The organism is Kribbella pratensis, assembly GCF_004366075.1.
In the GTDB taxonomy this organism is placed as follows: domain Bacteria; phylum Actinomycetota; class Actinomycetes; order Propionibacteriales; family Kribbellaceae; genus Kribbella; species Kribbella pratensis.
Window position 1 is genome coordinate 750,932 of sequence record NZ_SODU01000003.1, and the last position, 25,336, is coordinate 776,267.

The 25,336-nt window shown below is 68.4% G+C and carries 35 protein-coding genes and 1 tRNA gene; 23 read left to right on the forward strand and 13 right to left on the reverse strand.

Annotation, left to right across the window (positions count from 1 at the left end; genetic code table 11):
• Positions 1 to 78 precede the first annotated feature (78 nt).
• The 6 genes from EV137_RS27710 to EV137_RS27735 form a co-directional block, all read right to left on the reverse strand.
• The gene (locus tag EV137_RS27710; protein ID WP_133782722.1) at positions 79 to 696 is read right to left on the reverse strand and encodes a GNAT family N-acetyltransferase; all 618 of its coding nucleotides are present in this window, start codon (positions 694 to 696) and stop codon (positions 79 to 81) included.
• Positions 696 to 1,184 carry a MogA/MoaB family molybdenum cofactor biosynthesis protein gene (locus EV137_RS27715; protein ID WP_134131364.1) on the reverse strand — a complete coding sequence of 163 codons (489 nt, stop codon included), beginning with the start codon at positions 1,182 to 1,184 and terminating at the stop codon, positions 696 to 698. The genes EV137_RS27710 and EV137_RS27715 overlap by 1 nt, the downstream gene beginning before the upstream one ends.
• Positions 1,181 to 1,699, reverse strand: coding sequence for a cyclic pyranopterin monophosphate synthase MoaC (gene moaC / locus EV137_RS27720; protein WP_134006314.1), 519 nt, complete (start codon positions 1,697 to 1,699; stop codon positions 1,181 to 1,183). Before moaC ends, EV137_RS27715 begins: the two co-directional genes overlap by 4 nt.
• The gene (gene glp, locus EV137_RS27725) at positions 1,696 to 2,922 is read right to left on the reverse strand and encodes a molybdotransferase-like divisome protein Glp (protein ID WP_134006312.1); all 1,227 of its coding nucleotides are present in this window, start codon (positions 2,920 to 2,922) and stop codon (positions 1,696 to 1,698) included. The genes moaC and glp overlap by 4 nt, the downstream gene beginning before the upstream one ends.
• 77 nt (positions 2,923 to 2,999) lie before the next feature.
• Complete coding sequence (locus tag EV137_RS27730; RefSeq protein WP_134007551.1) at positions 3,000 to 3,473, reverse strand: GNAT family N-acetyltransferase; 474 nt, start codon at positions 3,471 to 3,473, stop codon at positions 3,000 to 3,002.
• Positions 3,474 to 3,475: 2 nt separating this feature from the next.
• Positions 3,476 to 4,861, reverse strand: a complete 1,386-nt coding sequence (locus EV137_RS27735) for a UTP--glucose-1-phosphate uridylyltransferase (protein ID WP_134006310.1) — start codon at positions 4,859 to 4,861, stop codon at positions 3,476 to 3,478.
• Positions 4,862 to 4,926: 65 nt separating this feature from the next.
• On the opposite strand from EV137_RS27735, the gene EV137_RS27740 reads away from it, so the two are divergent.
• Positions 4,927 to 5,487, forward strand: a complete 561-nt coding sequence (locus EV137_RS27740; protein WP_134131365.1) for a 5-formyltetrahydrofolate cyclo-ligase — start codon at positions 4,927 to 4,929, stop codon at positions 5,485 to 5,487.
• Positions 5,480 to 6,385, forward strand: a complete 906-nt coding sequence (locus tag EV137_RS27745; RefSeq protein WP_134006306.1) for a phosphotransferase — start codon at positions 5,480 to 5,482, stop codon at positions 6,383 to 6,385. Before EV137_RS27740 ends, EV137_RS27745 begins: the two co-directional genes overlap by 8 nt.
• On the opposite strand, the gene EV137_RS27750 is transcribed toward EV137_RS27745, so the two are convergent.
• The gene (locus tag EV137_RS27750; RefSeq protein ID WP_134131366.1) at positions 6,382 to 8,922 is read right to left on the reverse strand and encodes a penicillin acylase family protein; all 2,541 of its coding nucleotides are present in this window, start codon (positions 8,920 to 8,922) and stop codon (positions 6,382 to 6,384) included. The genes EV137_RS27745 and EV137_RS27750 overlap by 4 nt on opposite strands.
• A 187-nt stretch (positions 8,923 to 9,109) precedes the next feature.
• Here EV137_RS27750 and EV137_RS27755 point away from each other — a divergent pair, with 187 nt between their 5' ends.
• The 3 genes from EV137_RS27755 (at position 9,110) to mscL (ending at position 10,647) form a co-directional block, all read left to right on the forward strand.
• Positions 9,110 to 9,463, forward strand: coding sequence for an FmdB family zinc ribbon protein (locus EV137_RS27755; RefSeq protein ID WP_134006302.1), 354 nt, complete (start codon positions 9,110 to 9,112; stop codon positions 9,461 to 9,463).
• A 59-nt stretch (positions 9,464 to 9,522) separates the two neighbouring features.
• Positions 9,523 to 10,140, forward strand: coding sequence for an SAF domain-containing protein (locus tag EV137_RS27760; RefSeq protein ID WP_238175592.1), 618 nt, complete (start codon positions 9,523 to 9,525; stop codon positions 10,138 to 10,140).
• Positions 10,141 to 10,257: 117 nt separating this feature from the next.
• On the forward strand, positions 10,258 to 10,647 hold the full coding sequence (mscL, locus tag EV137_RS27765; protein ID WP_134006300.1) for a large conductance mechanosensitive channel protein MscL: 390 nt from the start codon (positions 10,258 to 10,260) through the stop codon (positions 10,645 to 10,647).
• Between the two features lie 115 nt (positions 10,648 to 10,762).
• Here the strand turns inward: mscL and EV137_RS27770 are convergent, their stop codons facing one another.
• Entirely contained in the window at positions 10,763 to 11,413 is a 651-nt protein-coding gene (locus tag EV137_RS27770; protein WP_134131367.1) for an alpha/beta fold hydrolase, read from the reverse strand.
• Positions 11,410 to 11,550 carry a hypothetical protein gene (locus tag EV137_RS40775; protein WP_166658505.1) on the reverse strand — a complete coding sequence of 47 codons (141 nt, stop codon included), beginning with the start codon at positions 11,548 to 11,550 and terminating at the stop codon, positions 11,410 to 11,412. Before EV137_RS40775 ends, EV137_RS27770 begins: the two co-directional genes overlap by 4 nt.
• Positions 11,551 to 11,763: 213 nt before the next feature.
• On the opposite strand from EV137_RS40775, the gene EV137_RS27775 reads away from it, so the two are divergent.
• From EV137_RS27775 to EV137_RS27800, 6 genes are all read left to right on the forward strand, one after another.
• A complete protein-coding gene (locus tag EV137_RS27775) occupies positions 11,764 to 12,366 on the forward strand; it encodes a hypothetical protein (protein ID WP_238175593.1) in 603 nt (200 codons plus the stop codon).
• A 141-nt stretch (positions 12,367 to 12,507) separates the two neighbouring features.
• Positions 12,508 to 13,812 carry an alpha/beta hydrolase gene (locus EV137_RS27780; RefSeq protein ID WP_134131368.1) on the forward strand — a complete coding sequence of 435 codons (1,305 nt, stop codon included), beginning with the start codon at positions 12,508 to 12,510 and terminating at the stop codon, positions 13,810 to 13,812.
• Between the two features lie 92 nt (positions 13,813 to 13,904).
• Positions 13,905 to 14,417, forward strand: a complete 513-nt coding sequence (locus EV137_RS27785; RefSeq protein WP_134006293.1) for a SigE family RNA polymerase sigma factor — start codon at positions 13,905 to 13,907, stop codon at positions 14,415 to 14,417.
• Complete coding sequence (locus tag EV137_RS27790; RefSeq protein WP_134131369.1) at positions 14,414 to 15,019, forward strand: META domain-containing protein; 606 nt, start codon at positions 14,414 to 14,416, stop codon at positions 15,017 to 15,019. The genes EV137_RS27785 and EV137_RS27790 overlap by 4 nt, the downstream gene beginning before the upstream one ends.
• A 93-nt stretch (positions 15,020 to 15,112) precedes the next feature.
• On the forward strand, positions 15,113 to 16,402 hold the full coding sequence (locus EV137_RS27795; RefSeq protein WP_238175594.1) for a chymotrypsin family serine protease: 1,290 nt from the start codon (positions 15,113 to 15,115) through the stop codon (positions 16,400 to 16,402).
• A gap of 36 nt (positions 16,403 to 16,438) precedes the next feature.
• Positions 16,439 to 16,514 (forward strand) — tRNA-Arg (locus EV137_RS27800).
• An 89-nt stretch (positions 16,515 to 16,603) separates the two neighbouring features.
• Here the strand turns inward: EV137_RS27800 and EV137_RS27805 are convergent.
• The 3 genes from EV137_RS27805 to EV137_RS27815 form a co-directional block, all read right to left on the reverse strand.
• Entirely contained in the window at positions 16,604 to 17,005 is a 402-nt protein-coding gene (locus tag EV137_RS27805; RefSeq protein ID WP_202871177.1) for a hypothetical protein, read from the reverse strand.
• A 138-nt stretch (positions 17,006 to 17,143) separates the two neighbouring features.
• On the reverse strand, positions 17,144 to 17,584 hold the full coding sequence (locus tag EV137_RS27810) for a hypothetical protein (RefSeq protein ID WP_134131370.1): 441 nt from the start codon (positions 17,582 to 17,584) through the stop codon (positions 17,144 to 17,146).
• Entirely contained in the window at positions 17,581 to 18,177 is a 597-nt protein-coding gene (locus EV137_RS27815; RefSeq protein WP_202871178.1) for an RNA polymerase sigma factor, read from the reverse strand. The genes EV137_RS27810 and EV137_RS27815 overlap by 4 nt, the downstream gene beginning before the upstream one ends.
• A 125-nt stretch (positions 18,178 to 18,302) precedes the next feature.
• Between EV137_RS27815 and EV137_RS27820 the strand changes: the two genes are divergently transcribed.
• The 9 genes from EV137_RS27820 to smpB all read left to right on the forward strand — a co-directional run bounded on the left by EV137_RS27820 (position 18,303) and on the right by smpB (position 22,707).
• Positions 18,303 to 18,791, forward strand: a complete 489-nt coding sequence (locus EV137_RS27820) for an Asp23/Gls24 family envelope stress response protein (RefSeq protein ID WP_134006191.1) — start codon at positions 18,303 to 18,305, stop codon at positions 18,789 to 18,791.
• Positions 18,788 to 19,168, forward strand: coding sequence for an Asp23/Gls24 family envelope stress response protein (locus tag EV137_RS27825; RefSeq protein WP_202871179.1), 381 nt, complete (start codon positions 18,788 to 18,790; stop codon positions 19,166 to 19,168). The genes EV137_RS27820 and EV137_RS27825 overlap by 4 nt, the downstream gene beginning before the upstream one ends.
• Positions 19,165 to 19,347 (forward strand): hypothetical protein, encoded by a 183-nt coding sequence (locus tag EV137_RS27830; protein WP_133782675.1) that lies wholly within the window; start codon positions 19,165 to 19,167, stop codon positions 19,345 to 19,347. The genes EV137_RS27825 and EV137_RS27830 overlap by 4 nt, the downstream gene beginning before the upstream one ends.
• A gap of 13 nt (positions 19,348 to 19,360) precedes the next feature.
• Positions 19,361 to 19,792 (forward strand): Asp23/Gls24 family envelope stress response protein, encoded by a 432-nt coding sequence (locus EV137_RS27835; protein WP_134006189.1) that lies wholly within the window; start codon positions 19,361 to 19,363, stop codon positions 19,790 to 19,792.
• A complete protein-coding gene (locus EV137_RS27840) occupies positions 19,789 to 20,316 on the forward strand; it encodes a DUF6286 domain-containing protein (RefSeq protein ID WP_134006187.1) in 528 nt (175 codons plus the stop codon). Before EV137_RS27835 ends, EV137_RS27840 begins: the two co-directional genes overlap by 4 nt.
• A gap of 1 nt (position 20,317) precedes the next feature.
• Entirely contained in the window at positions 20,318 to 20,887 is a 570-nt protein-coding gene (locus EV137_RS27845) for an Asp23/Gls24 family envelope stress response protein (protein WP_134006185.1), read from the forward strand.
• A gap of 130 nt (positions 20,888 to 21,017) precedes the next feature.
• Complete coding sequence (locus tag EV137_RS27850) at positions 21,018 to 21,536, forward strand: hypothetical protein (protein WP_134131371.1); 519 nt, start codon at positions 21,018 to 21,020, stop codon at positions 21,534 to 21,536.
• Positions 21,529 to 22,203, forward strand: a complete 675-nt coding sequence (locus EV137_RS27855; protein WP_134131372.1) for a hypothetical protein — start codon at positions 21,529 to 21,531, stop codon at positions 22,201 to 22,203. The genes EV137_RS27850 and EV137_RS27855 overlap by 8 nt, the downstream gene beginning before the upstream one ends.
• A gap of 24 nt (positions 22,204 to 22,227) precedes the next feature.
• Positions 22,228 to 22,707: an SsrA-binding protein SmpB gene (gene smpB / locus EV137_RS27860; protein WP_134131373.1), complete on the forward strand. Its 480-nt coding sequence runs from the start codon at positions 22,228 to 22,230 to the stop codon at positions 22,705 to 22,707.
• On the opposite strand, the gene EV137_RS27865 is transcribed toward smpB, so the two are convergent.
• Complete coding sequence (locus EV137_RS27865; RefSeq protein ID WP_134131374.1) at positions 22,704 to 23,249, reverse strand: P-loop nucleotide/nucleoside kinase family protein; 546 nt, start codon at positions 23,247 to 23,249, stop codon at positions 22,704 to 22,706. The two genes, smpB and EV137_RS27865, sit on opposite strands and share 4 nt — an antisense overlap.
• Positions 23,250 to 23,407: 158 nt before the next feature.
• Between EV137_RS27865 and EV137_RS27870 the strand changes: the two genes are divergently transcribed.
• The 3 genes from EV137_RS27870 to EV137_RS27880 are packed head-to-tail and all read left to right on the forward strand — an operon-like array spanning position 23,408 to position 25,304.
• Positions 23,408 to 23,632, forward strand: a complete 225-nt coding sequence (locus EV137_RS27870; RefSeq protein WP_134006179.1) for a hypothetical protein — start codon at positions 23,408 to 23,410, stop codon at positions 23,630 to 23,632.
• Positions 23,633 to 23,686: 54 nt separating this feature from the next.
• A complete protein-coding gene (locus EV137_RS27875; protein ID WP_134131376.1) occupies positions 23,687 to 24,595 on the forward strand; it encodes an NAD-dependent epimerase/dehydratase family protein in 909 nt (302 codons plus the stop codon).
• Positions 24,585 to 25,304 carry an LmeA family phospholipid-binding protein gene (locus EV137_RS27880; protein ID WP_134006175.1) on the forward strand — a complete coding sequence of 240 codons (720 nt, stop codon included), beginning with the start codon at positions 24,585 to 24,587 and terminating at the stop codon, positions 25,302 to 25,304. Before EV137_RS27875 ends, EV137_RS27880 begins: the two co-directional genes overlap by 11 nt.
• The last annotated feature ends 32 nt before the right edge of the window (positions 25,305 to 25,336 follow it).

The following is a 25,336-nucleotide window of genomic DNA, read 5'->3' on the forward strand; positions in this document are numbered from 1 at the left end:
GATAGGGCCAGATGGGGTACGTGGCACGGTGTGTCGCAAGAAGACTCGTGTGACTGATGTGAACAGCACGCAGCGTAGTCAGGGCAATCGCGCTACGAGACCGGGCCCGACCTCTTCGACGTTGAGCGCGAAGATGCGGTGATCGCGCCAGTCGCCGTCGATGTGCAGGAACCGCGGCCGCTCGCCTTCGAACCGGAAGCCGAGCTTCTCGACCACCCGCAGACTTGCCTTGTTCTCCGGGCGGATCGCCACTTCGATCCGGTGCAGGCCAAGGGTGAACCAGCAGTGGTCGGCGGCCATCGCGACGGCGGTGGGCACGATGCCGCGACCTGCGTACTGCTCGTCGACCCAGTAGCCGAGGTTCGCCCAACGCGCTGAACCGTAGGTGATTCCGGACACGGTGAGCTGTCCGACCAGCGGCCATTTCGATCGTGCGCCGGCGCCCGCAGCACCGCCGTACGTGATGACGAACGGCAGCATCCGTCCGTACCGCGCTTGCCGGTTCCAGTCGCGTGCCATCGCTCGGAACGTTCGCGCGCCGTCGTCCGCACCGGGTGGCTGGGTCGCGTCCCAGGGCCGCAGCCAACTGACGTTCCGCTGGCGCGCGGCGGCCCACTCGCTTCCGTCGCCGGCCCGCAGTGGCCGCAACCCGACCTGCCCGTGCTTGAGCTCCACAGGCCACTGCACGACTGCCATCAGTCGACGTCCGTTCGCACGTGGTCCCCACCGTGCACTTGCTCGACCGCATGTCGCAGCAGCGGCTCCAGTACGGCGAGACCATCCTTCACACCGCCCCGCGAACCAGGCAGGTTGACGATGACCGTCGTACCCGCGACGCCTGCGAGCCCACGGGACAGCGCAGCCGTCGGTACGCCGTTCGCCACGCCATACGCCCGGATGGCTTCAGCGATCCCCGGTACGACCTTCGACAGCACGGCAGCTGTCTGCTCGGGTGTCTCGTCAGTGGGCGAGATCCCGGTACCACCTGTCGTCAGCACTACGTCGTACGACGCCTCGACCGCCGCCCGTAGCGCCTCACCCACCGGTGCACCGTCCGGGACCACCTGAGGTCCTGAGACGTGAAAGCCCCATTCAGCAAGCCGCGATGCGATCAGCGGACCTGTGGTGTCCGTGTAGACCCCAGCGGCCGCCCGGTTGGAGACGCTGACGACGAGAGCCTTCACGGCCGCTCCCAGTGCCCGGTCTTGCCGCCTTCTTTCAGCTCCACCCGTACGTCGGTCAGCACCGCAGCCGGATCCAGTGCCTTCACCATGTCGATCACGGCGAGACCGGCGACGGCGACCGCGGTCAACGCCTCCATCTCGACGCCGGTCCGGTCGGTGGTCTTCACCTGAGCCCGGATCAGTACGGCGTCGTCCGCGACCTCCAGGTCGACCTTGGCCCCGGTGATCGCGATGGGATGGCACAGCGGGACCAGGTCCGGCGTCCGCTTCGCGCCCATGATCCCGGCGATCCGGGCGACGCCGAGCGCGTCCCCCTTCGGTACGCCGTCACCGCGCAGCGCCACCACGACCTCGGCCGAGACCAGAACCTTGCCGCTGGCAACAGCTCGCCGGACCGTGGTGTCCTTCGCGGACACGTCGACCATCCGCGCGGCCCCGGTCTCGTCGACGTGCGTCAGCCCGCCGGGTCCCGGCGTACCGGAGCCGGTGGTCGTCGCGCCCGGGTCCTGCGTCATCCGGTCTCCTTATCCAGCAGCATCAGCTCGACGTGATCGCCGGCGCGGACCGAGGTGACGTCCTCGGGCACCACGATCAGTGCGTTCGCCCGGCTCAACCCGCCGAGCAGGTGCGAGCCGTGCCCGCCGACTGTACTGGCCATCCAGCCCTCGTCGCCCGAGGTGGCCGCAGCGCGGACGAACTGCCGCTTCCCCGCGGGCGAGCTGAACCCGTCCAGCGTCACACCCGGAACCAGAGCCCGCCGGTACGGCATCTGCCCCATCAGCTTGCGCAGCGCGGGCCGGACGAACACCTCGAACGAGATGTACGCCGAGACCGGGTTGCCGGGCAGCGTGAAGATCGGCACCTCGTCCTCACCGATCACGCCGAACCCCTGCGGCTTGCCCGGCTGCATCGCCACCTGCGGGAAGTCCACCGTGCCGAGTTTGGAGAGCTCCTCCTTCACGATGTCGTACGCGCCCATGCTGACGCCGCCGGTGGTGATGACCAGGTCGGCACGCACCAACTGGTCGGACAGCGTGTCCATGATCCGCTTCGGGTCGTCGTCGACGATGCCGACGCGGTACACCACCGCCCCGGCGTCCCGCGCGCAGGCCGCCAGGGTGTAGCTGTTCGAGTCGTAGATCTGCCCGTCGCCCAGCCGGCTCCCCGGCTCCCGCAGCTCGGCCCCGGTCGAGATCACCACGACCCGCGGTCGCGGACGCGCCTTCACCCGGGCCCGCCCGACCGCGGCGAGTACGGCGATCTGCCGTGGACCGAGGACCGTGTCGCGGTCGAGCACCTGCGCCCCGGCCGTCACGTCCTCGCCCGCGCGCCGCACCGACGCACCGAGGGACGGCTGCTGCGTGATCCGCACGTTGACCGTCCCGCCGTCGGTCCACTCGACCGGCACGACGCTGTCCGCCCCACGCGGCATCGGCGCACCGGTCATGATCCGCACACAGGTCCCGGGGGTCACCACGATCGGCTCGCTGCGGCCGGCCCGGAACTCCCCGACCACCGGCAGTCTGATCGGGTTCTCGTCCGAGGCCCCGGCCAGGTCACCCGCCTGGACGGCGTACCCGTCCATGGCGGAGTTGTCGAACCCCGGCAGGCTCACCCCCGAGACGATGTCCTCGCAGAGCACCAGCCCGACCGCGTCCATCAACGGCTGGTCGAACGCCGGCAGGGCCGCCACCCGTCCGAGTACGACCTCTAGATGCTCATCCACACTCCGTCTCACGAGCTCGACCCTAATCCACGCGTCCGAGGTTTCGACGCCAAGTTCCGGAAGGGTGCTCGAAGAAGTCCGGTCGAGTTCTAGGTGAGGTCCGATTCCGGGTGGTTGCCCCAGACCATGCGGACGTCCGGGGCGTGTTCCTCGTTCGCCGAGCCGTCGGTACGGCGTACCTCGCGGAAGTCGTGCCGCAGGTAGAAGGCCTGCGCGCGGGTGTTGGTCTGGAACGTCCACAACGCCAGACCGCCGGGGCGAAGATCCTTGGCGAGGTCGACGAGGGCGGAGCCGATGCCCTGGCCGGCCGCCTCCGGGGCGACGTACAGCTGGTCGAGGTCGTCGCCGTCGAGGGTGAGGACCGCGACGATCCGGCCGTCGTCGAGGGCGACCCAGGTCTGCCCGTCCGGGAGCAGTACGTCGGCGAACCACGTGGCGACCTGCTCCGCGGTGTGGATCGCCGGCGGCAACTGGGAGTCCTCGGTGTGCCGTGAGCGCCACCAGACCGCAGCGGCCTCGTCGGTGTCGTAGGGCTCCAGCGGCCGGACGAGCAGGTCGCCCACACTCAACGCAGTTCGGTCCCGTCCGGGATCACCCGGCGCTCACCGTCCGGCGCGGTCACCTCGACGTCGCCGACCACCACCACATCCTTGCCGAAGGCAACATCGCCGCGCACCGCGAGTCGGTCGGCCCGGACCAGGGACGGAGCCCCGGCCGGGAACCGCGCGTCGAAGTCGGCGAGGATCTTGAAGTACTCCGGGTCCAGGTCGACGTACGGCTCGTCGCCCTCGTGGGTCGTGGTCAGATCGCCGGTCTCGTCGAGGTCGTACACGTCCGAGCGCAGCACCAGCAGGTCGTTCGTCGTCTTCACCGGCTTGAACCGGCTGCGGTCCACGATCACCGCCTGCGACCCGTCGAAGGTCTCGATCGCGGTACCCATCCCGGTCTCCAGCTGGATCACCTTCGGCGAGGACGGGTCGGCCGGGTCGACGGTCTTGCGGTTCACGAGGATCGGCAGCCCGAGGATCCCGTCGTGCCCGTCCATCAGCTCGGCGAGCCGGTCCAGGTCGATCCACAGGTTGTTCGTGTTGAACATCCGGTGCCGGGTGACGTCCTGGAAGTACTGCGTGTCCTCGTCGGCCACCTGCGCGCTGTCCCGCAGGATCAGCCGTCCGTCGGACTTCCGCACCGCGACGTGCCCGCCCTTGCGATCGGACCGCGTCCGCCGGCAGACCTCCATCCCGAACGGTACGTCGTGCTCGGCCATCCAGGCCGCGATCCGCGGGTCCGGGGTGGCGCCGAGGTTGTCCGCGTTCGAGATGAACGCGTGCCGGAAACCGTGCTCCCGCAGCGCGTCGAGGGTGCCCGAGGCAACCAACGCGGTGAACAGGTCGCCGTGCCCGGGTGGGCACCAGGCGAGCTCCGGGTCCGGCTCCCACTCGGCCGGCGTCAGGTCGTCGGCGAGCAGCTTCGGCTCCATGTTCTGCAGGAAGTCCAGCGGCAGGCCGTCCACCGCGAGTCCGTCGTACTCGCTGAGGATCTGCAGCGACTCGGTCTTGGTGCGGAACGAGTTCATCAGCACCAGCGGCAGCGGTACGTCGTACGCGCGCCGGGTGCTCAGGATCTGCCGGGCGATGATGTCCAGGAAGCTCAGCCCGTCCTTGACCGGCAGCGCGGACTTCGGGCCGGTGACGCCCATCGACGTACCGAGGCCGCCGTTGAGCTTGATGACCACCGTCTCGGCCAGAGCGGCGCGGAGCGCGTCCGGGTCGGTGTCCAGGTGGTCCAGGTGTGGCAGGTCGCCCACCGGCTCGATGTCGTCCTCGCGGATCTTTCCTTGCTGTCCGGACTCGAGCAGCCGGTAGTAGTGCGTGAAGACGCGTATCGCGACGTCGGCAGCACCGGCGGCGCGCATCTTCTCCTGCGCTTGTCTGAGACCCACCTCACCCATGCACCAACCCTAGGGGACGGCAGGTAATCCCAGTGTTGCGCGCGTCACGCTCCTACGATCAGAAGGTGTTCCCATCGAAGGCCGTGGCGCGGCAGCACTTCCTCGACGCTCGGAGGCTGCGGTCCCGGGCGGAGGGGCTACTGGCGAGCGCCCAACAGGTACTGCCGGACGTGCACCGGATCGCGCTATACGTGTCGAGAGGGCCCGAGCCGCAGACCGGGGCGCTGATCGACTGGCTGCTCGCGACGGACCGCGAGGTGCTCCTGCCGATCCTGTACGCCGACAACGACCTGGGCTGGGGTATTGCACCCGGTGCAGCCGACCTGGTGCCTGGCCGGCTCGGTCTGTCCGAGCCGCCGACCGACCTGGGCTCCGACGCGATCGCTACTGCCGATCTGGTCATCTGCCCGGCCGTAGCGGTTACCCATGACGGCGTGCGCCTCGGCCGCGGCGGCGGCTCGTACGACCGCGCTCTCGCCCGCGTCCGCCCCGATACGCCGGTCTGGGCCGCCGTCTACGACACGGAGATCGTCGATGCCCTGCCGAACGACCCCCACGACCAGCCGGTGGACGCAGCACTGACGCCAAATCGCTTGATCCCTCTGCGAGGATCACGGGATGACTGAGACCGCGGTCCAAGCCGCAGCCACAGCCGCACGCACCCTCGGCCTCACGGTCACCGACCCGACAGTCCTCTACGAGGCGTTCTCGACAGTCGTACACCTGCTGCCGTCCCCGGTGGTCGCACGGGTACCGATGAACCCCCCAGCCGGCCTACAGGAACCAGAGCCCGCCGTACGACGCCAGCAGCGCGAGCTGGACGTGGTGGCCTGGCTGGCGGAACAGGGACTCCCCGTGGTGCCGCCGAGTCCGCTGGTACCACTGGAGCCGAAGGAGCAGGACGGACTGTCCATGACGTTCTGGACGTACGTCGAGGTGGACAAGGCAGCTGAACCGGACTACATCGGGGCAACCGCCCGCGTAGCCGAGCTACATGCCCTGCTCGCGAAGTACCCGGGAGAGCTGCCCTGGATGACTCCCCTGCGGCTGATCGGCCCGGGCCTGGCAGCGGCCGAGGCAGTGCCGGGTTTGCTCGAGCAGGAGGACGTGGACCGGGCAAGAGCCGAGTGGAAGGTGCTGGAGCCGATCCTGACCAGCAGGGCCGGGTTCGAGGCGGTCTTCCCGTCCGCGACCGTGCAGCCCCTGCACGGCGACGCACCGTCGTGGAACCTGATCACTACCGTCGACGGCCCGCTGTGGGCCGACTTCGAGGACGTGACGATCGGCCCGCTCGAGTGGGACCTCGCAGGCTTCGGCCCCGACCTGTGTCACGCGTACGACGAGGAAGCACGCTCCCGCGGTTTCCCGACGCTGGACCCGCAGGTCCAGCAGGTGATGGACCTCGCACGCGCACTGCAGGTCCTGGTCTGCACTCCCCTGGTCCCGCAGTTCCCAGCCCTGGCCGACGGCATCCGCATGTTCGCCACCCAGTGGCGAGCCATGCCGTTCGCAGGTGGCCTTTAGCTGTCCGGCTTGGTGAAGGTCAGGGAGTGTTTGCGGGTCGCCTCCACGGCGCCCTTGGTGTAGGCCCACTGGAGGGTTTCGCCCTTGACCCACAGGTCGGTCTGGTCGGTGTAGTTCGACGAGAAAGCATGGCCTGATACACCGGTCAGGTTGACCCAGCGGGACTTGTCGAAGTCCGACAGGTCCACGACCATCCGCATCGACGGAGTCGCGGTCACGTCGTACCCCTTCGCGGCGTCCCAGCCGGTGGCGTCGACGATCGACGTACCGCCGCCCAGCTCGTACGGGCCGCGGTTGAAGATCTTCTCGACCGCTCCGATCCCGGACTTGCCCAGCGTCTGGTTGGTCAGCGTCAGCTTGTGCAGCCGGCCCCACTGCCAGTTGGCCGGCTCCCGCGCCATCTTCTGGGTGATCTCGGTCCGGGCGTTGATCAGGGCCTCGCGGAGGATGTCGTCGCGGCTCTCCCGCTGCGGCGTCCCGATGTTGTCCCACCAGCCGCTGTTCTGCTGCCCGATCAGCGTGTGGATCACCTCGAACCAGCGCGAGCCGCCGTCCGGCCAGGTGTCTTCGGGGAGCTGGTCGTGGAAGGTCAGCGCGAGCAGGTTGCGCCAGACCACGTTGAAGTACGCCGCGGCCGCGGAGTCCGGCGGCTGGGTGAAGTCCCAGTTCCGCAGGACGTCCTGACCCTGCTTGTCGAAGGCGTCGTCGATGCTGATCCGGAGCAGGTACGGCACCAGCATCTCGGCGGCCTTGCTCTTGGTGTCCAGCTGGATCGACGCCATCGCGTTCGCGTCCAGCTTCCCGGCAGCCTTGATCCGGTCGAGGATCTGCTGCGAGCGGTAGCCGTAGTCCCAGGAGTTGGTCAGGTAGTACGTGTACGTGTTCGGCACGACCGCCTGGTTCGCGGTGACGATGATGCCGTCGGCCGGGTCGAACTCGCTCGGCAACGCGTCGAAGGGGACGTACCCCTTCCAGGCGTACTTCGGATCCCAGCCCGGGACCGGCCAGTCACCGCGCCCGGTGGTGCGGATCGGGATCAGTCCAGGTGCCTGGTAGCCGATGTGGCCGTCGGTGTCGGCATACACGAGGTTCTGCGAGGGCACCTGGAACTGCTGCGCGGCGGCGCGGAACTGGGTCCAGTTCTGCGCGGTGTTGATCGCGAACAGCGCGTCCGCGGTCCGGCCCGGGTTCAGCGCGGTCCACTGCAGCGCGACGCCGTACGCCGTCGGGTACTTCGCCTGCGCCGCAGCCGACTCACCCACCTTGCGTTCGTCCTCGTCGACCTCCGAGATGAGCGGACCGTGCCGGGTCTCGCGGACGGTGATCTTCACCGGCTCGTCCTGGCCGGCCACCTTGAACGTCTCCTCGCGGGTGGCCATCGCGCGCCACTTGTTGTTGTAGAGGACGTTGTTGCCGTCGATCCGCTCCAGGTACAGGTCCTGGACGTCCGGGTCGAGGTTGGTGAAGCCCCAGGAGATCGCGTTGTTGTGGCCGATCACCACACCGGGCAGGCCGGAGAAGCTGAAGCCGGAGACGTCGAACGGGCATGTCTTGCCGACGTTGTTGCAGTGCAGGCCGACCTGCGTCCAGATCCCCGGCATGGTCGCGCCGAGGTGCGGGTCGTTGGCCAGCAGCGGCTTACCGGTGGTGGTGTGGTCACCGGAGACCACCCAGGAATTCGACCCGACACCGTCACCCTGGCCGAGCAGCTCGGGCAGTCCCTTGGCGACCTTCTGCACCGAGTCCAGCGACTTGAGCAGGTCCTGGGTGAGCATGCTCCGCCGTACCTCGTTGCTGACCGGAGCCGTGGTGAACTTGCCGTCCCTGCCGATCGAGCCGGCGGACAGGATCGGCTGGTTCCGGTCGTACGGGTACTGCGGGTAGAGGCTCTCGACGTTGCGCGCCGGCATCGCGGCCAGCAGCTTCGTCCGGGTGACCTCCTCATCCAGGTTGCCGCCCAGGTCCCACGCCATCGCCTTCAGCCAGGACAACGAGTCGGCCGCGGTCCACGGCTCCGGCGTGTAGTTCTTGGGCCCGCCGGGCTGGAGGGACAGGACGGCGTACTCAAGGCTGAGGGCGGAGCCGCTGTGCTTGGTCAGATACGCGTTGACGCCGCGGGCGTAGTCGTCGAGGTACTGCCGGGTGGTCGGGCTGAGCAGCGGCAGCTCCTTCTCCGCCACCCGCCGCCAGCCGAGCGTCCGGACGAACTTGTCGGTCTCGAGCGCTGTCTTGCCGAACAGCTCGCTCAACCGGCCGGACGTGACGTGCCGGCGGAAGTCCATCTCGAAGAACCGGTCCTGCGCGTGCACGTACCCCTGCGCCGCGAACAGATCGGCCGGGGTGTCGGCGTAGATCTGCGGGATTCCGTTGGTGTCCCGGACCACGCTGACCTCGGCGTCCAGGCCGTCCAGCTCGATGGTTCCGTCGTACGTCGGGAACGAGTGGCGGACGACGAAGACGACGGTACCGGCGATCACCAGGAGGACCGTGGCGAGGGCGATTCCGCTGATGACGACGACTCGAAGCAGGCGTGGCACGGACCAACCGTAGAGAATCCCCCCGCCCACCCCAAATGGGGTCCCTCACAACTTTGCGTTGCTCTGCGTCGGCTGGACAGGGACCCAGAGTTGAGGTACGTGAGACCGGGTTTGGAATACTTCGGTCCGCTGGCGCATTATTAGCAGTCGGGTAGTAGGAGTGCCAGCGGCTTGAAGGGAACCGACAGTGCCGACGTACCAGTACCAGTGCACCGACTGTGGTGAAGCGCTCGAGGTGCGCCAGAGCTTCACGGACGATGCTTTGACCGTGTGCCCGAACTGCCAGGGCAGCCTGCGCAAGGTCTTCAACGCCGTGGGCGTCGTGTTCAAGGGTTCCGGCTTCTACCGGACCGACAGCCGGTCGTCCGGCAAGAGCACGGTGCCGGCGAAGGCCGACGCGTCGTCCGGATCGTCCTCGTCGGGGTCCGCGTCCTCGGGGTCGTCGTCGAACGGTTCCTCCGGGTCGTCGTCCTCGGGTTCCTCGTCCTCGAGTTCCTCTTCGGGCTCGAGCAGCTCGTCCTCGGGCACCAGCGCGGCCTGACCGCGCACCCTGTGGATAACTGAAGGGCGGCTGCCGGCGAAACTCGTATCTTCTCCGGCATGAAAATCCCTTCTCTGCTTCGTGACCTGCTGCGTGCCGCCCGGTGGCACCGTCGGCTCCTCGCCGGCGTCGCCGCCGCGGCCGCCGTGTACTTCGGACTTCTGGCCCTCTCCCCCGCGCCACCACGGACGGTCGCGGTGCTGGCCGCCGCGCGCGACCTCACCGGCGGCGTCGTCCCGGCGCGCGACGACCTGCGGACCGTCGACCTGCCGCCCGGCTCCGTGCCCGCCGGCGCTCTCAGACCCGGCAGCGAACTGACGACCCGCGTGCTCAGCGGACCGGTCAGAGCCGGCGAACCACTCACCGACGCCAGATTCCTGGCACCACCCGCCGTGCCGCCCGGCTCACTCGCCTGCCCGTTCCGCGTCGACGACGCGGACATCACCGCGCTCCTCCGAGTCGGCGACCGCATCAACCTGTACGCCGCCGACAGCACGACCGCCGGCGCCGCGAGCCAGCTCGCCCGCGCCGTGCCCGTCGTCGCCTTGCCGACGCCGCGATCGGCCACGTCGGGCGCGCTGATCGTGGTGGCGACCACACCGGAAGTCGCCACCCGACTGGCCCAGGCCAGTTCGAACTCGCGGATCACCGTGGCACTGACGCCGGACACGAGCTGATCACTCTTCGGGATTGTGCCGGCACGATGTGTTGTGTTCCGGCGCGCTCCCTCGCCCTGACGGGGGTGCAGCCCTACGTTGTCCGGGTACAACCACCCGCTTCGTGGAGGGCACCACATGCTCAAGGGCTTCAAGGAATTCGTGATGCGCGGCAACGTCGTCGACCTCGCGGTCGCCGTCGTCATCGGCGCCGCGTTCACAAAGATCGTCAGCGCGCTCGTCGACGGGCTGATCAACCCGCTGATCGCAGCGATCTTCGGCAAGGCGGACCTCACCGGTGTCGGGAACTTCAAGATCAACGGCGCTCAGTTCTCGATCGGCCTGATCCTGGACGCGGCACTGAGCTTCCTGTTCGTCGCCGCGGCCGTCTACTTCTTCATCGTGCTGCCGCTGAACAAGCTGGCCGAGCGCCGCAAGCGCGGGCAGGAGCCGGAGCCGGACCCGCTGACCACCGAACAGGAGCTGCTGACCGAGATCCGCGACCTGCTGCGCAGCCGCCAGTCGTGAGCCTCAGCAGGTGGGCGTACAACCTCAGCCCCTGAGCTCGCCAACGCCCGCCTGCTCACCGGCACAACGCATCCAGCAGTGTGGGACCGGGCGCCAGAAGCTCCCGCCCATCCCCTCAGTTGACGAACTCCACGATCGTTCGCAGCAGCTGATCCAGGTACGGCGGGTCGTTGCTCATCCGAAAGGCGGGTGTCGGCGGTTCGGGACACCCGACCAGCTCACGACTCCCCCGGATCGACCGCAGCAAGGCGTCAACCGTCTTCCGCTGATGCGAAGGATTCTCCGGTACCGACGGCAGGACCCCCACCCGAATTCGCGCCAGCGAGGCCACCTGTTCGTCCGTCACACCGCGTAGGATGCCGCCCGCGAGCAGTTCGTCCGCGACCTCCGGCGGGCACCCCCGCTTCACCATCCCGGCGTGAGCGCGCTGGTTCGCGGCGGCGTCGTCGCCGGTCGCGGGCCACGCCAGGAGGAGGCGATCGACCAGCTCCGGAAACCTCAACGCCAGCAGGACCGCAACCGTACATCCATTGGAGGCTCCAACGATTCTTACCGGCCCGGAACGCTTCGCCAGCTGTTCACCCAGCGCGGCGACCTCGACGTCCCACGCACTGGCTCGCTGCGGCCGGTCGGGCGCCAGTACTGCCATGCCCTCCGGCGCGAGTGCCGCGGACAGGCCGTCGGTGATTCCCGGCGTACCCCAGAACGCTTCGGCGTCCATGGCTTCCCAGAGACCGCCGTGGACGAGGAACACCGACGCGGTCATCCGTGGTGCGGGGGGACCTCGTTCAGGATGCGCTCGTCGTCGTCGCTGCTGAAGTCGTTGTCACCCCAGGTCCGCGGGTCGTCGTCCCGCGTCTGCTCCGGCAGCAGCGGCTCGTCGTCTTCGTACGGGCTCGTCATACCTCCAGGCTACCGAGTCACCGGGGCCCTCCGGGAATGCTGCGCGGTGACCCGGAGGTAGGTGACCAGCGCGTGCACGTTACAGCTGCGCCACGGTTGGGGCTCGATCCCGCGGCGTGACCGGAAAGACGCGCCGCCGTGATGTTGCGGCACGCGCGGTGTGACCCCGTTCCACCATGATGGTGGACCTTGCCAACCCGGAAGGACCGAGTCGTGAGTGCACAACGGACACGGGGCCTGATCGGTGCGACGCTTGTCGTGGCTGTGCTCGGAGTTGCCGCCGCCTGCGGCACCGAGGACGCCTCGTCCCCGCCCGCCGCCCAGCCCACCCAAACGGTGACCATGCCGTCGCCCACCCCGTCAGCCAGTCCCAGCGGTACACCGAGCACGGACTGCCCCGAAACCATCACGGCCGTCCGTGCCGCGACCGACAAGGCGGTGTGGGGCCAGGGCGCGGCCACCTCGAAGTTCAATCCCGTCAGCGTGACGATCTGCCAGTACGACGCACAGGCGACCGGGCAGGACTACGCGACGATCACCACCAAGCGGATGGGCAAGCAGGCGACCGACCTGCTCGCCCTGGTCAACGCGGCGAAACCCGTCGCGAAGAAGCCGAGCATGTGCACCAAGGAGCTCGGCCCCACCTACGTGCTGCGGTTCACCGACAACGACCGCGGCGTCCTGTCGTTCACCGCTGAAGCCTTCGGCTGCCACCGTCTGGTGGCGACCTCGCTGGAAGGCCAGGGCAAGCCCGGCACGCTGCCGGCGCCGCGCCAGGTGACCGCCGAGCTGACGAAGTCGCTCGGCCTGCGCTGACCCCGCGCCGGACGCGCACCCCGAAGCCGTCCGAAGTGGGGTCTACCCGCGCCTGCCTTGCGGGTCCCTTTCGAGGTCGACCCGCGAGGCAGGTTGCGGTGGCCGCCGCGTGTACCGCACCCTCGCACTGAGGGAGGGCGCATGCGAACGATCCGGCTGCTGTGCGCGCTTGCCCTGGCCTGCACCGGCTGCTCGGCTCCGGCGGCAGAGAACACGTCCTGTACGCCTGGCTTCACCTGTACGACGCTGCACGTCCCGCTCGACCGGCAACGCCCGGACGGCCCGTCGCTCGACCTCGCCGTCATCGCCGCCGACAACGTGGACGCGTCCCGCGGTGTCCTCCTGCTGCTCACCGGTGGTCCCGGCCAGCCCGGTGTACCGCTCCTCGCCAACCTGCGGCGCAACGTGCACCCTGACGTGCTGCGCGAGTACCGACTCGTCATGTTCGACCAGCGCGGCACAGGTCCTGACGGCATCAATTGCCCTTCTCTGCAAGAGACTGTGGGCGGTTCGGACTTCCTGACTCCACCGGCCACGGCTGTGGACGAGTGCGCCCAGCACCTCGGCTCCGGCGCTGGGTACTACGGAACCCCTGACACCGTCGACGACATCGAGCAGCTGCGCCAGTTCCTCAAGGTGGACCGGCTCACGATCGACGGGACGTCGTACGGCAGCTTCACCGCGGCGCAGTACGGACTGAAGTACCCGGGTCACGTGCAGGCGCTCGTGCTGGACTCCGTCGTGCCGCACAAGGGATTCGACCCGATGGGTCTGGACCTGATGGCCGCGACCACTGGTGTCCTCAAGGCGGCGTGCCGCCAGGATGCCGCGTGCAAGACGGATCCGGTGGCGGACCTGGCGTGGCTGGTGCAACACGGCGTCAGCGGGACCGACCTGATGGAGACCTTGGCGGTCGCGAGCCTCAACTCGGTCAACCCGTCTCTCAAAGGCATCCCAGCCGTACTGCACTCCGCGCGCAACGGCGACGACATGGGTCTGAAGAAGCTGCTCCAACGGACCACCAGCAAGGGCCTGCCCTACGGCACGCTGTCCGCGGGCCTGCACATGGCCACCCTCTGCTCGGACCTCCGCTTTCCCTGGTCCGGCAAGTCCGACCGCAAGACCGCCCTCGACGACGCGGTACGGCGCCTGGACCCTGAGCAGCTGTACCCGTACGACGTGGCGACCGCACGCAACCAGCTGATGGTCCAGGGCTGTCTACGCTGGCCGGCTGACCGCGTGTCGACGTACCCGGCCGGACAGGAACTGACACCGCGCACGCTGATCCTGCACGGGAGCAACGATCTGTTCTGCCCGCTCGACTGGGCCAGGTGGGAGAAGGCGCACGCACGGGACGCCGAGCTGGTCGTCGTACCCGGAAGCGGTCACAGCGTGCAACGGGACCCGCGTGGGAAGGCGGCGGTGCGGGAGTTCCTGCTCGACTAGAGATCGAACTGTGCGGGAACGGTTGCAGCACGTGGGCGGCTCGATGCGTCTAATAGATGTGAGGAGTTGTACGCCCAGCCAGGGAGTGGCGAGTGGAGTTCGAGGAGTACGTGTCCGCCCGTGGACAGGAACTGGTGCGGCTCGGGTTCACGGTCTCCGGCGACTACCAGCGGGCGGAGGACCTGGCGCAGATCGCGCTGATGCAGGCGTTCCGCTCCTGGCGGAAGGTGCGCAACGCGGACGATCCGCATCACTACGTCCGGCGGATCCTCGTGAACGAGTACTTGTCGATGACGCGCCGGCGCTCGTTCACCGAGGCGCCGACGGCCGACCTCGACCCGCAGCGCACCGTGCCGGACCACGCCACGCGGGTCGCCAACTCCGACGACCTGTGGCGCGCGCTGGCGACGCTGTCTGCCCGGGAACGGGTCGTCCTGGTCCTGCGCTACTACCAGGACCTGGACGACCAGACGATCGCCGACATGCTCGGCATCAAACCGTCCTCCGTGCGCGCGACCGCGAGCCGGGCGCTCGCGTCGCTCCGGCGACGGCCGGCCTATTCAGGGGCCGGCGAGTCCAACCGTGTTGATGAGAGGTTGTCGTGAGCAACACCGATCTCGAGGATGACCTGCGAGGTACCTTCGAACGCGCCGCGGCCTCGGTGCCGCAGGCCGTGGACCTGACCGAGCGCGCCACCACGGGCGCCCGTCGCGCACAGCGCCGTACCTGGGTCGTTTCCGGCGCTGCCGCCGTCGCGGTGGCTGCGATCGCGGTCGCCGGGTTCGGGCTGGCCGGGTCCCGGAACCAGCCGACGCAACCGCCGGTCGCCACCGGGCAGGCGGCGGCCTCGGCGAGTGCGACACCGCAGGGGGTCTCGGCCCAGACCGTGGCCGGCACGTGGCGCCCGGTGCAGATGGTCGGCGCCAAGACGCTCCAGGCCGCCCGCCCGGACGACCCGGTGCTGGTGTTCAAGGCGGACGGGACGTGGACGGGCTCGGACGGCTGCAACGGACTGCAGGGGACGTACAGCATCGGTCAGCGTGGCGCGTTCAGCGCGACGTCCGGTCCGCAGCACCTGGTCGGCTGCGAGAACGTGCCGCACACCGGCGTACTGCATGCCGCCAAGCGGATCGCGGTCAGCGCCGACACACTGCAGTTCTTCGGCGCCGACGGACGTCAACTTGCCAGTTACGCTCGCGCACGGTAGCCGGATCTGTTCGCGGACGGTGATCGAGCCTTGACGGAACGGAGTCCTTGAACGGACCATCTAGTGGTTTGGTCCACCGATCTGGGGAGCTTTGTGCGACTCTCTGTCACCGTCCCGCTGGTCACACTCGGCTCCATCTCACTCTTCGCAGTCGCCCTCACCACACCTTCCTCGGGCGCGGTGACAGGTGCCGCGGTGTGCTCCCACGCGCAACCGAGTGTGAGCTCGACCGAGGCGACGCGGCTGGCGCAGCCGACGTCCGCGTCCGATGCGCGACCGCTCGGTGAATCGCTCGGAGACGGCATCTCCGCCGCGGTCCGGTCCCTCGAACCGCTGGACGCGACCGGCCGTCCGACCTCCGGGCTGCCGTACGGGCTGAGCCAGGGCGTCATCGGCGTGGTCGGCTCGGCCACGACCGGCTACAAGGTGGTCGTGGACTCGGCGAAGCTGGATGCGAAGAAGTACGAGTCCGCGATGGCCCGCAACCTGCCCGCGGCCGGCAAGCCGTTGGTGAAGGTGGAGCGCAGCTGTCGTTCGGCCCAGTCGATCGCCGATGCCTGGAACGCAGTCGGCAACCGTTCGTGGTCCTCCGACGCGTCGCGTACGACGTACGCCGCCGACCTCGACCCCGTGAGCGAGAACGTCGTCGTCGAGTACGACCAGGCGACGACCTCCCCCGCTTCGCTGGCGGGCCTCCGCGACCTGCCCGGCGTACAGCTCGTCGCCGGCTCGCTCGCACGCACGTCCCGGCTGAGCGACACCCCGAAGGGCGGCCACTGGGGCGGTGCTCGGATCACGTCCGCACTCAAGAACTGCTCCGCCGGCTTCTCCGTCGTACGGCGCTCCAACGGCCAGCGCGGCTCCGTCACCGCAGGCCATTGTGGCGGCCCCGGTACGGTCTGGAAGTCAGGCACCAACTACTACGGCACCACCACAGTGCGCACGAACTACCCGGACTACGACCAGTCCCTGGTCACGGGCAGCACGTACGGCGCCAAGATCTGGACCGACGGCCCCGGCGACACCGTCAACACGCGCACCGTCACCGGCGGCGGCGACCCCGGCGTCGGCACGGTGATCTGCCAGTCCGGCAGCTTCAGTACGTCGCTCTGCAGTCTCACGGTCCGTTCGACGTCGGCGAAGTACTGCGACGCCGACGGCTGCACGACGTACGTCATCCGTGCCACCCGCGGCGGCCTGGTCGCGATCGTCGGCGGCGACTCCGGCGGTCCCGTGTACTCCCGCCGCGGCACCAGCTCCGCCACCATCCGCGGCATCGCCTTCGCCGGCGCCGGCTGCGCCGCCTCACGCTGCACCACCCTGTACGCCGAGCGGTACAACTCCATCACCGGCCACCTCGGCGTCACCGCCCTGACCGGCTGACCCACCCCCCAACTCCGCTAAGCTGTCCCCGCGTGCGCCCCCGTAGCTCAGGGGATAGAGCGTCGGTTTCCTAAACCGTGCGTCGCAGGTTCGAATCCTGCCGGGGGCACCATACAAATGCGCTGGTCAGACGCACTGCCCGCGCCTTGACACGTGACCGTCGGTGTGGCGGTGCCTGGTCGCGCTCGATCCGGAACCTGATCACCGTGTGGCGGCTCGAATGCCTGCGACGAGCGCGGCAATCAGGAGCCCGAGCAAGAGCACGAGCAGTACACCAGGACTCAGCAACAGCGTCAGTATCAAGATCAAGACCACAGCCAGTTTCAGCTGGGGGCTTGCCCCCGACCAAGCACCCTTGATCGCAGCCCAGACAGGGTTCTTTCCCCGCAGCATGGCTCCCAGCCCTGCGAAGACGGCTTGCGTGGTGGGCCCTCCGCTTGCCACAAAATCGTTCAGGTCGTCGGCCCAGTCCTCCACCTTCCGCGACACCTTCGCAGTGGCGTACAGCAGGGCCGCTTCTCGCAGGTCACTCAGCGCAGGTGCGAGGCTCGTCGCCACGGGGGCGCTCCTGGTCGCGCCGATGGCGGTGTTCGTTGCTGTCATGTCGTGGCCTCCTGAGCGAGACTACGTCCATGGTGGCACGGCGCTGAGCCGGTCAGGACCCCACCGTGTGATCGTTCCTCATCGGCGATCCACCCAGGGGCGCAGCCTGCACACGTATGTGACAGGGCCACCGCACCGTCAGTGATGGTCCGAGTCGGTGGTGAGGCCCGTGATGACGATGTCGATTCCGTCGGCGCCGAAAGGTGGATCGATCGGGCCGAGGAGGTCGGTGAAAACTCCGTAGGCGGTGCTTCGGACGTGGCGGGCGACCTCGTGCAGATCCTGGCCGTACGAAGTCACGAGATCGAGTACGGCGCCCGTACAGGTGTCGCCGTCGCAAATCAACTGGACCCGGTCCAGCTCGCAGCGCAGTTCGGCGATCGCCCGACGGAGGGCGCTGATCAACACGTGGTCGGTGACGAAGAGCGTGATGCCGTTGTCAGCAGCAGCGCGGATCGGCCGCGACCGCCGCGTGATCGTCCGGAGTCGCTGCTTGATGGTGGCCGAAATGTCGACCCAGCCTGGTTCGACGTGAGTGCGGGCCGCGTGGCCGGCGCGGCTCAGGACGTTGTCGGTCATCGCCAGGCCTCCAACCGGTGTTTCAGCGTGGCCCGTGCGCGGGCGAGCTGACCGCGGACGACGGTGGGGCTGGTACTGAGCACGATGGCGATCTCGGTGTAGCTCATCTGTTCGACTTCGCGGAGCAACCAGATGGCTCGCTGGAGCCAGGGCAGGTCGGCCAAGGCCGCTCCGAGTGCGTCGAGCAGACCGGCCTCGACTGCCTGCCCTGCCGGGTCTGTGCCCGGCGCAGCCAGGTCGGTAAGGGTGGTCTCCTCGACCGGGACGGCGCGTTTCTTCCGGAACAGGTCGACGGCCTTGCGGCCGGTGATGGTGAACAGCCAGGTCCGCAGCGTGGCATCGCCCCGAAAGTCCGGAAGGGCTTTCCAGGCTGCGACAAAGGCATCCTGGACCACCTCCTCAGCGTCACCCTGGTCGTTGAGCATACGGCGGGCGTAGCGGAACATCGACGGTCCGTGTCTGTCGATGATCACGGCGAAGGCTTCGAGATCGCCCAGCGCCGCAGCGCGCCGCAGTGTGGCGTCGCTCGAGGTGGCCCAGGCTTCTGCTTCGGCATCTCCAGCACGTAGGGGAAAGGGTGTAACCCCGTTCACACAACGATTCAAACCGATGAGTACGGGACGCGGAAGTTTTCGGGAGTCATTGCGTGAGGTTTCGGCCGGCCGCCTCGTCCAACCTGATGAGGCGACATCGGGAAAGACAGGAAGAAGGCCAGCTGATGACCGAGACCAAGGCCGGCACCGAGGCCGTGAAGGCGTCCGGTGGCAGGGCAGTCGGTGCCGGCGGCAGCGGAGCACTGAGCAGCGAGCAGGGCATGACGACGATCGCGGACACCGTGGTGTCGAAGATCGCCGGGATCGCGACCCGCGAGGTGACCGGGGTACACAATCTCGGCGGCGGTACGGCGCGCGCGATGGGGATGCTGCGGGAACGGATCCCGGGATCGCGGACCAACATGTCCCAGGGCGTCGGGGTCGAGGTCGGAGAGACCCAGGCCGCAATCGATCTCGCGATCGTGGTGGAGTACGGCGTCAGCATCGCCGACCTCGCCCAAGGCATCCGGCGTAACGTGATCGACGCGGTCGAGCGGATGACAGGGCTGGAGGTCACCGAGGTGAACATCGCCGTCAACGACATCCACCTCGACGAGGACGACGAGGACGACACCGGCGAGGCCGAGGCCGTGGTGGAGCGCCGGGTCCAGTGACCCCTGCCGAGGCATCCGAGCTGTCCGGGCGGATCGCCACCGCGGCCCGGTCGGTGCCGGGTGTGGCAGACCTGCACGGTGGGATGTTCGGCGAGATCGGGACCTACCTTCCCGGCGGCCGGGTTACCGGTGTCCGGGTCTCAGATCGGCGGGTCGAGGTCCACGTCACGCTCTATCTGGACTACCCCGTGCGTGCCACCGGCGACGCCGTCCGATCCGCGGTCGAACCGTTGGTCGACCTACCGGTCTATGTGACGGTCGAAGACCTCGTGCAGCGGCATGCAGATGACTCCCGGCCTGGCGGTGACCCGTCGGTTGCCGGGCCGCCAGTGATGCGCCGGTCAGGCGCTGGGCACGTCCGGAAGGAGAATTCATGAGCATCCCTGTTATTGGCCTGTTCGCCGGGCTGCTGGTCGCGGTCGCGGCCGCAGCCGGCGGGTTCATCGGTTTCCTGCTCGCACTGGTTCTGGGTGCGGCCGGTTTCGCCGTCGGCCTGTTCGCCGACGGCGGTTCGAAGTCGTTCGACGACCTGATGTCGCGCCGCAGGCGTGGCTGACACATCCACTGACATGAGTACGTCGGAATCGGCGGCTCCGCCGGCAGCAACGGGCGCACCACCAGGCGATCGTGTTCCGAACCCGACTGCCGACAGCGGCCGGCGGGGCCATTTGGAGATCGGTTCCCGAGTAGTGGAACGTATCGCCCAGGTTGCCGCTCGGCGGGTGGACGAGGTGGTGCGGCAGCCCGCCACCTTCGGCAGCGGCCTACCCAACGCGACTGCGAAGGTGGCAGGTCAACATGTCCGGCTGGATGTGGAGGTCGCCGTGCGCTGGGGGCGGCCGCTGCCCCAGACCGCTGCTGCTGTCCGCTCGCAGGTCGCCGAACAAGTCTCCGAGCTGACCGGGCTGGTCGTCGATTCGGTAGCGGTTGGCATCGTGGCCGTCGCGGCCGACGCGCCGGCACAAGCGGCGACCGGTGCCGGGGACGAGGACGTGACATGAGCAACGAAACCGCCAAACGGCCGACCGGCACGGCCGCCGTCGCGCCGGTCGGGATCCTGGCCGCGGTTGCCACCGTCGCAATCGGCGTCGTCGGCGTCCATGACGCTCTGCAGGCCGCCGGCGCGGTGCGCGGACCATCGTGGACCGAATGGCTGGCCGGCAGACTCGAGACGATCCAACCAGGTGGCTGGATGATCCCGGCCGGCATCATCGCCGTGGTCGTCGGCCTGTACTTCTTGGTCGCGGCATTGAAACCGCGCCGCGTCACCCACTCTGCCGTCGGGCGGGACGGCGTCTGGATCCGGCGCCGCGATATCGCCCGCCTGGCCGCCGAATCCGCGGAGTCGGTGGACTCCGTCGTCTCGGCCACGGCCAAGTCCCGGCGGAGGACGGTGCGGCTCACCGTCCGGGCCACTGGCGACACCGACCGGGTCGCCACCGACGTGGACACCACTGTGCGTGAACGGCTCGCGATCTTGTCACCACCGCCACGGATCCGCAGGCGCGTCGTCGAGGAGGACTGAGATGGGACGTGGAGTGATCGCGGTGGATCGGGTGGTCGCATTCGTTCTCGGCGTCGGGCTCGTCGCGGCTGGTGCCGGCGGCCTCGGATGGCGATTCGACCTCATCCCCGACGCACCTGAGCGCTTGCGGTTCAGCTGGCTAGCCGACGCCACCCGGACCGCGTGGTGGCCCTGGGCAACAGGGGCTGCCGGAGTGCTCCTGGTGCTGATCGGCCTGATCTGGCTGATCAGGCACTTCCGCAGCCGCGGTGTCCGCCGACTGCAGTTGGCGGGCAGCGACCACACCGGGCTGCTCACCGCCGATGCGAAGGCCGCCGCCACGGCGGCTGGAGACAGACTGACTCAGACCGCCGGCGTGCGCAGCTCCAGTGGACGCATGGTCTCCGATCGGGGGCAGCTCGTCGCCGAACTGAACCTCACGATCGAACCGACCGCCGACCTCGGCACGGTCCAAGCCGCAGCCGAACAGACCAGCCACGACCTGCACCGCATCGTCGGACGCGACGACCTGCACCACCGCGTCCAGCTCCACGTCGCCCGACACGAGAAAACTCCAGCCCGCGTGCGCTAGACCGCCCGACAAACCGGAACGGCTCAGTAGTTCAGCATGGGAACACCGTGGGAATAGAAGGGTGTCATCGGAAGTCGGACGGCGGGCGGCAGCGCTGCGTCGGACCCGGTGGAGCCGTACGCTGGATTGCATGTCTGTGTCGCCGTACTCTGATTTGCCCTCGGTTGCCGACGTTGCTGCTGACATCGCCGGCGTGATGGAGCGATTCACGCACGGTGAGACCCATGCTTTCGCATTCGGCGACGGTGGGGTTCCCGAGGCTGTTATCGCGAGCTACGACCAGTACGACGATCTTGGCGGTGCGGACACCCTCGGCAAGTACCGGACCGTGGTCGGTCCCGAGGTGCTCGGTCGGCAACTGCCGGAGATGGTCGAGGCGATCCGCCGCGGGACCTTCGGCCCTCCGGTACTCGCAGGCACAGGGACCGACCCTTTGCTGGTGGTGATGTCGACGCAGCAGTACCGCACCATGCGCGGTGACGACGAGCCGCCGCCGGGCGTGATCGACGACCCGACCGTCCGCACCTACGATTCGACGCCGACACCGGGCAGCACCCCGTTCAGCGTGGAGGAGTGGGCCAAGGACGACCCGTTCACCCAGCAGATGCTCGAAGAGATCCGACAGGAACGCGCCACGGGCGATGGCTGAGAACCAGCCAGAACGGCCGTTCCAGGTCCTGCTCAGCGACGGCGCCGTTCAGGACCTCAGCCGAATGCGCGACGCGGCTGCCGCGGAAGCCGAGCAATATCCCGACGACAAGTCGCCTGCGCACAACGCGAACCGCACCCTCTACAAGGGCGTCCTCCGGGAGTTGCAGGATCTCGAGACCGGAGCGTCGAACGGTCACCATGTGCTCGGAGCGCACCGAGGTCTGGGTGACGGGCGGGACATTGTCGTGTCCAAGATCGGCGACGGCACCGGGAAACCCAACCATCGCCTGACGTTCCGCGAGATCCCCGGCCGGAACGCCGGCGGGACCAATGCACGCGACGTCATCGCGATCGGTCCTCGTCACGGTGGCGAGAACAACGCCTACCAGCAGACGGCGATGCGCCTGGGGCGTTCGGCCAACCAGAGCCTCCCGCAGCTTGACCGATTCGGTGCGGCACAGGTCGGCAGTGGCGGGAAGGCGCACCAGCGCAACCCTGTCCTGGACGCGAACCGCGCCATCGCGCACGCCTTCGACGGCCAGACACCGCTGTCCGGTTCGCGGCCGCTCAGCGAGACCGCGTTCGGGAGCAGGGCACCTTCGAGCGGCGCCAAGCAGGCCGGCAAGCAGGCCGGGCGCCAGGGCAACCCACAGCGCGGCGAGTAAGGCCCGCTAGAGGAGAATTGGGTTGTGAAGAAGTCTGAGGTGGAGCCGGTTGTTGCGCGGAATCGGAAGGCTGCGCATGACTATCACCTGGGTGAGGGGTGGGAAGCGGGGATTGTGTTGCAGGGGCCTGAGGTGAAGGCGCTTCGGGCTGGGCGGGCTTCGCTGGTTGGCGGGTTCGCCATGGTCGAGGAGCGGGAGATCTGGTTGCACGGGGTGCACATCCCGCAGTACTCGCAGTCTCGCTGGTTCAACGGCGGGTCGCGGCGCAAGCGGAAGTTGCTGCTGCATCGGGCTCAGATCGACAAGATCGAGCGCAAGGTCAACGAGGGTGGGCTGACGATCGTCCCGGTGAGCCTGTATTTCAAGGACGGTCGCGCGAAGGTGGAGATCGTCCTGGCGCGGGGCAAGAAGACCTGGGACAAGCGGCATACGCTCGCCGAACGCGAGGCGGCCCGGGAGGTCGAGCGTGCGGTGGGTCGTCGACTGAAAGGACGTCCGGACTAGGCCTTCAGGTAGAGGTCGACCTCGGGCAGTACGTCGGACAGCGGGCGGTGCATGTCCAACAGGAGGTAGTTGTCCGCGGGACGTTGGACGCGGTCCAACCACGTGCGAAACAGCGCCGCCCCGTCATCCGGCTGGTCGCCGAGGTCGACCGGTGGAGTGGACACGCCGCGACGCTGGCTTCGCAGCTGCGGCCGCTGCCTGAGGCGCTCGTCGACCACCTTCAGATCATGCACCTGGCACTCGATGTATCTGTACGTCGCATTGTGCGCTCGCGCGATGTCCATGCCTTCGGTGAGGATCCGCGGCCAGAAGCAGGGACTGTCGACGACCACGGAGCGCCCCTGGGCGAGCACGCTGCGAGTGACGGCGTACAGGACCTCGTACGCCGCCTTGGAACAACCGGCGACCTCGACGCCTCCGTCGAGAACAGCGGTCAGAATCACGTCGTAGTCGATGGCAACCGCACCGAACGTGTCGACGACATGAGCGGCGAGGGTGGACTTCCCAGACCCTGGCACGCCCGACATCTGCAGCAGGAACATCCCTTTCCCAGCCTCCACCCATTGCCAGTGCGGATAGACTGGCAGTATTCCGGAGCGATGACATACCAGGCGGCGTGTCGGGAACCCGCGGGTCCTATGAGGCGATGCCGATGTTCAGGCCAACTTCCGTACTTGCCGATGTCGGCCGCCGTTCGGTCATGAACGACGATCTCTCCCACCTGTTCGCCGAGGTCGTGTCCGCCCGCGCCGCCGAGCGCGTAGCGCGGGGCGGCCCGCGGCGTCAGGGCGAGAACGCACGCAGCGACACCGGACGGCTGGCGCTGTCACTGCGGGCCTACGCGAGGGCCCTGGAGAAGTACCGGCTGCCTGTGCCACCCGTGATCCGCGACGAGCTTCGCCTGCGCAGCGGGCTGCCGTCCTGAACGACCCGACAGCCCCGGGATACTGAGGGCTTCGTCGAGTCAAAGGGGTAAGGCGTGCAGGTTGTCGTCGGAGCTGGGGCCGTGGGGAGTGTGGTCGCCCGGCTGTTGGTGGCGCGGGGTGAGCAGGTCCGAGTGATCACGAGGTCCGGAAGCGGGCCGGACGGGGTGGAGCGGGTTGCCGCGGACGCCAAGAACGGTCTGACGGACTACGTCACGGGCGCGACGGCGATCTACTCGTGCGCAGGCCCGGCGTACAACAAGTGGGCTACCGAATGGCCGCGGCTCGGTGCGGCTCTGGTCGCGGCCGCCGAGGCGTCCGGAGCGGTGCTGGTGAGCACCGGCAATCTGTACGGGTACGGTGCGGTGGACGGGCCGATGAGCGAGGACCTTCCGTTGCTGCCGAACACCGTGAAGGGGCAGGTGCGGGCGAAGGTCTGGGCCGCCGCACTGGCCGCGCATCAGGCGGGGCGGATCCGGACCGCGGAGGTGCGCGGGTCCGACTACCTGGGCGCGGGCGCGGTGTCACCGTTCAGTGTGACGGTGTTGCCCAAGGTGATCGCCGGCAATCGCGGCATGATGCCGGGCGATCTCGACGTACCGCACAGCTGGACGTACGTCGGTGATGTCGCGCGGCTGCTGATCGCGGTGGCCGACGACGAGAGCGCGTGGGGACGGGCCTGGCACGTTCCGACGCCGGAGCCGTTGTCGGTGCGCGATCTGGCGACCCGTGCCGCCGAACTGGCAGGTGCGCCGCCGGTGAAGGTTGCGTCGATGCCTACCTTGGTACTGCGGCTTGCGGGACTCGTCGACCCGGCCGCGCGGGAGATGGTGGAGATGCTGTACCAGTGGCAGCGGCCGTTCGTCATCGACTCGACCGCGGCAACTGTTGCCTTCGGCATCAAACCCACGCCGGCCGCCGACGCGCTCCGGGAAATGATCGGAAAGGGCAGGGATGAGCTCTAGGAGACCGCGCCGGTGGTTGCGCCGCCTCGTCGTCACACTGGTGGTGCTGGCGGTCCTGGCGATCGTCGTCGACCGCGCCGCGGCGTACGTGGCCGAGAACCAGCTCGCGTCGATGGCCGACAAGGAGGCCAGGCAGTACGACGTACGCTCGGCCGGCACCTCGGTGAAGATCGGCGGCTTCGGGTTCCTGCCGCAGCTGGTCAAAGAGAACTTCTCCAAGGTCACGCTGACGATGGAGAAGCCGACGTTCTCCGGCATACCAAGTGAAGATCTGAAGGTCGAGCTGCAGAACGTACACGTGCCGCGGTCGCTGCTGACGCAGCAGTCCGGTGCGGTGACGGTCGACGCGACCGATCTGCGGCTGCAGTTGTCGCCGCGTGAGCTGGCTCGGCTCGCGGTCCGAAGTACCGGGCTCCAGGGATTGTCGATGTCGGTCGTCAACGGTCAACTGCAGGCGAAGGCGACGGTGCGCGGCATCAGCATCGACGCACCGATCACGCCGCAGGTGAAGGACGGGCGGGTCGCGCTGACGCTCGGGGAGTTGCCCGATTCGGTTCCGTCGTTCGTGCAGAGCGCGATCCGCAGCCAGCTCGCCAGCGGCATCACGATCCCCGAGTTGCCGTTCGGCGCCCAGCTCACCGGCATCACTGTCGTGGACAACTCCGTCGTCCTGACCGCCGTGGCGAAGGACCTGAAGTTCACCGCGTGAGTCTCTTGGGTTGCGATGGTTCGCGATATATC

Coding starts and splice junctions, on each gene's coding strand:
- EV137_RS27810 (WP_134131370.1), bottom strand. CDS start 17,584: ATGACCGACAACGTCCTGAGCCGCGCCGGCCACGCGGCCCGCACTCAC.
- EV137_RS27805 (WP_202871177.1), bottom strand. CDS start 17,005: ATGACAGCAACGAACACCGCCATCGGCGCGACCAGGAGCGCCCCCGTG.
- mscL (WP_134006300.1), top strand. CDS start 10,258: ATGCTCAAGGGCTTCAAGGAATTCGTGATGCGCGGCAACGTCGTCGAC.
- EV137_RS27865 (WP_134131374.1), bottom strand. CDS start 23,249: ATGTTCCTGCTGCAGATGTCGGGCGTGCCAGGGTCTGGGAAGTCCACC.
- EV137_RS27830 (WP_133782675.1), top strand. CDS start 19,165: ATGAGCATCCCTGTTATTGGCCTGTTCGCCGGGCTGCTGGTCGCGGTC.
- EV137_RS27855 (WP_134131372.1), top strand. CDS start 21,529: ATGGCTGAGAACCAGCCAGAACGGCCGTTCCAGGTCCTGCTCAGCGAC.
- EV137_RS27820 (WP_134006191.1), top strand. CDS start 18,303: ATGACCGAGACCAAGGCCGGCACCGAGGCCGTGAAGGCGTCCGGTGGC.
- EV137_RS27840 (WP_134006187.1), top strand. CDS start 19,789: ATGAGCAACGAAACCGCCAAACGGCCGACCGGCACGGCCGCCGTCGCG.
- EV137_RS27760 (WP_238175592.1), top strand. CDS start 9,523: ATGAAAATCCCTTCTCTGCTTCGTGACCTGCTGCGTGCCGCCCGGTGG.
- EV137_RS40775 (WP_166658505.1), bottom strand. CDS start 11,550: ATGACGAGCCCGTACGAAGACGACGAGCCGCTGCTGCCGGAGCAGACG.
- EV137_RS27735 (WP_134006310.1), bottom strand. CDS start 4,861: ATGGGTGAGGTGGGTCTCAGACAAGCGCAGGAGAAGATGCGCGCCGCC.
- EV137_RS27780 (WP_134131368.1), top strand. CDS start 12,508: ATGCGAACGATCCGGCTGCTGTGCGCGCTTGCCCTGGCCTGCACCGGC.
- EV137_RS27770 (WP_134131367.1), bottom strand. CDS start 11,413: ATGACCGCGTCGGTGTTCCTCGTCCACGGCGGTCTCTGGGAAGCCATG.
- EV137_RS27870 (WP_134006179.1), top strand. CDS start 23,408: ATGAACGACGATCTCTCCCACCTGTTCGCCGAGGTCGTGTCCGCCCGC.
- EV137_RS27745 (WP_134006306.1), top strand. CDS start 5,480: ATGACTGAGACCGCGGTCCAAGCCGCAGCCACAGCCGCACGCACCCTC.
- EV137_RS27835 (WP_134006189.1), top strand. CDS start 19,361: ATGAGTACGTCGGAATCGGCGGCTCCGCCGGCAGCAACGGGCGCACCA.
- EV137_RS27845 (WP_134006185.1), top strand. CDS start 20,318: ATGGGACGTGGAGTGATCGCGGTGGATCGGGTGGTCGCATTCGTTCTC.
- moaC (WP_134006314.1), bottom strand. CDS start 1,699: ATGACGCAGGACCCGGGCGCGACGACCACCGGCTCCGGTACGCCGGGA.
- EV137_RS27850 (WP_134131371.1), top strand. CDS start 21,018: ATGTCTGTGTCGCCGTACTCTGATTTGCCCTCGGTTGCCGACGTTGCT.
- EV137_RS27880 (WP_134006175.1), top strand. CDS start 24,585: ATGAGCTCTAGGAGACCGCGCCGGTGGTTGCGCCGCCTCGTCGTCACA.
- EV137_RS27710 (WP_133782722.1), bottom strand. CDS start 696: ATGGCAGTCGTGCAGTGGCCTGTGGAGCTCAAGCACGGGCAGGTCGGG.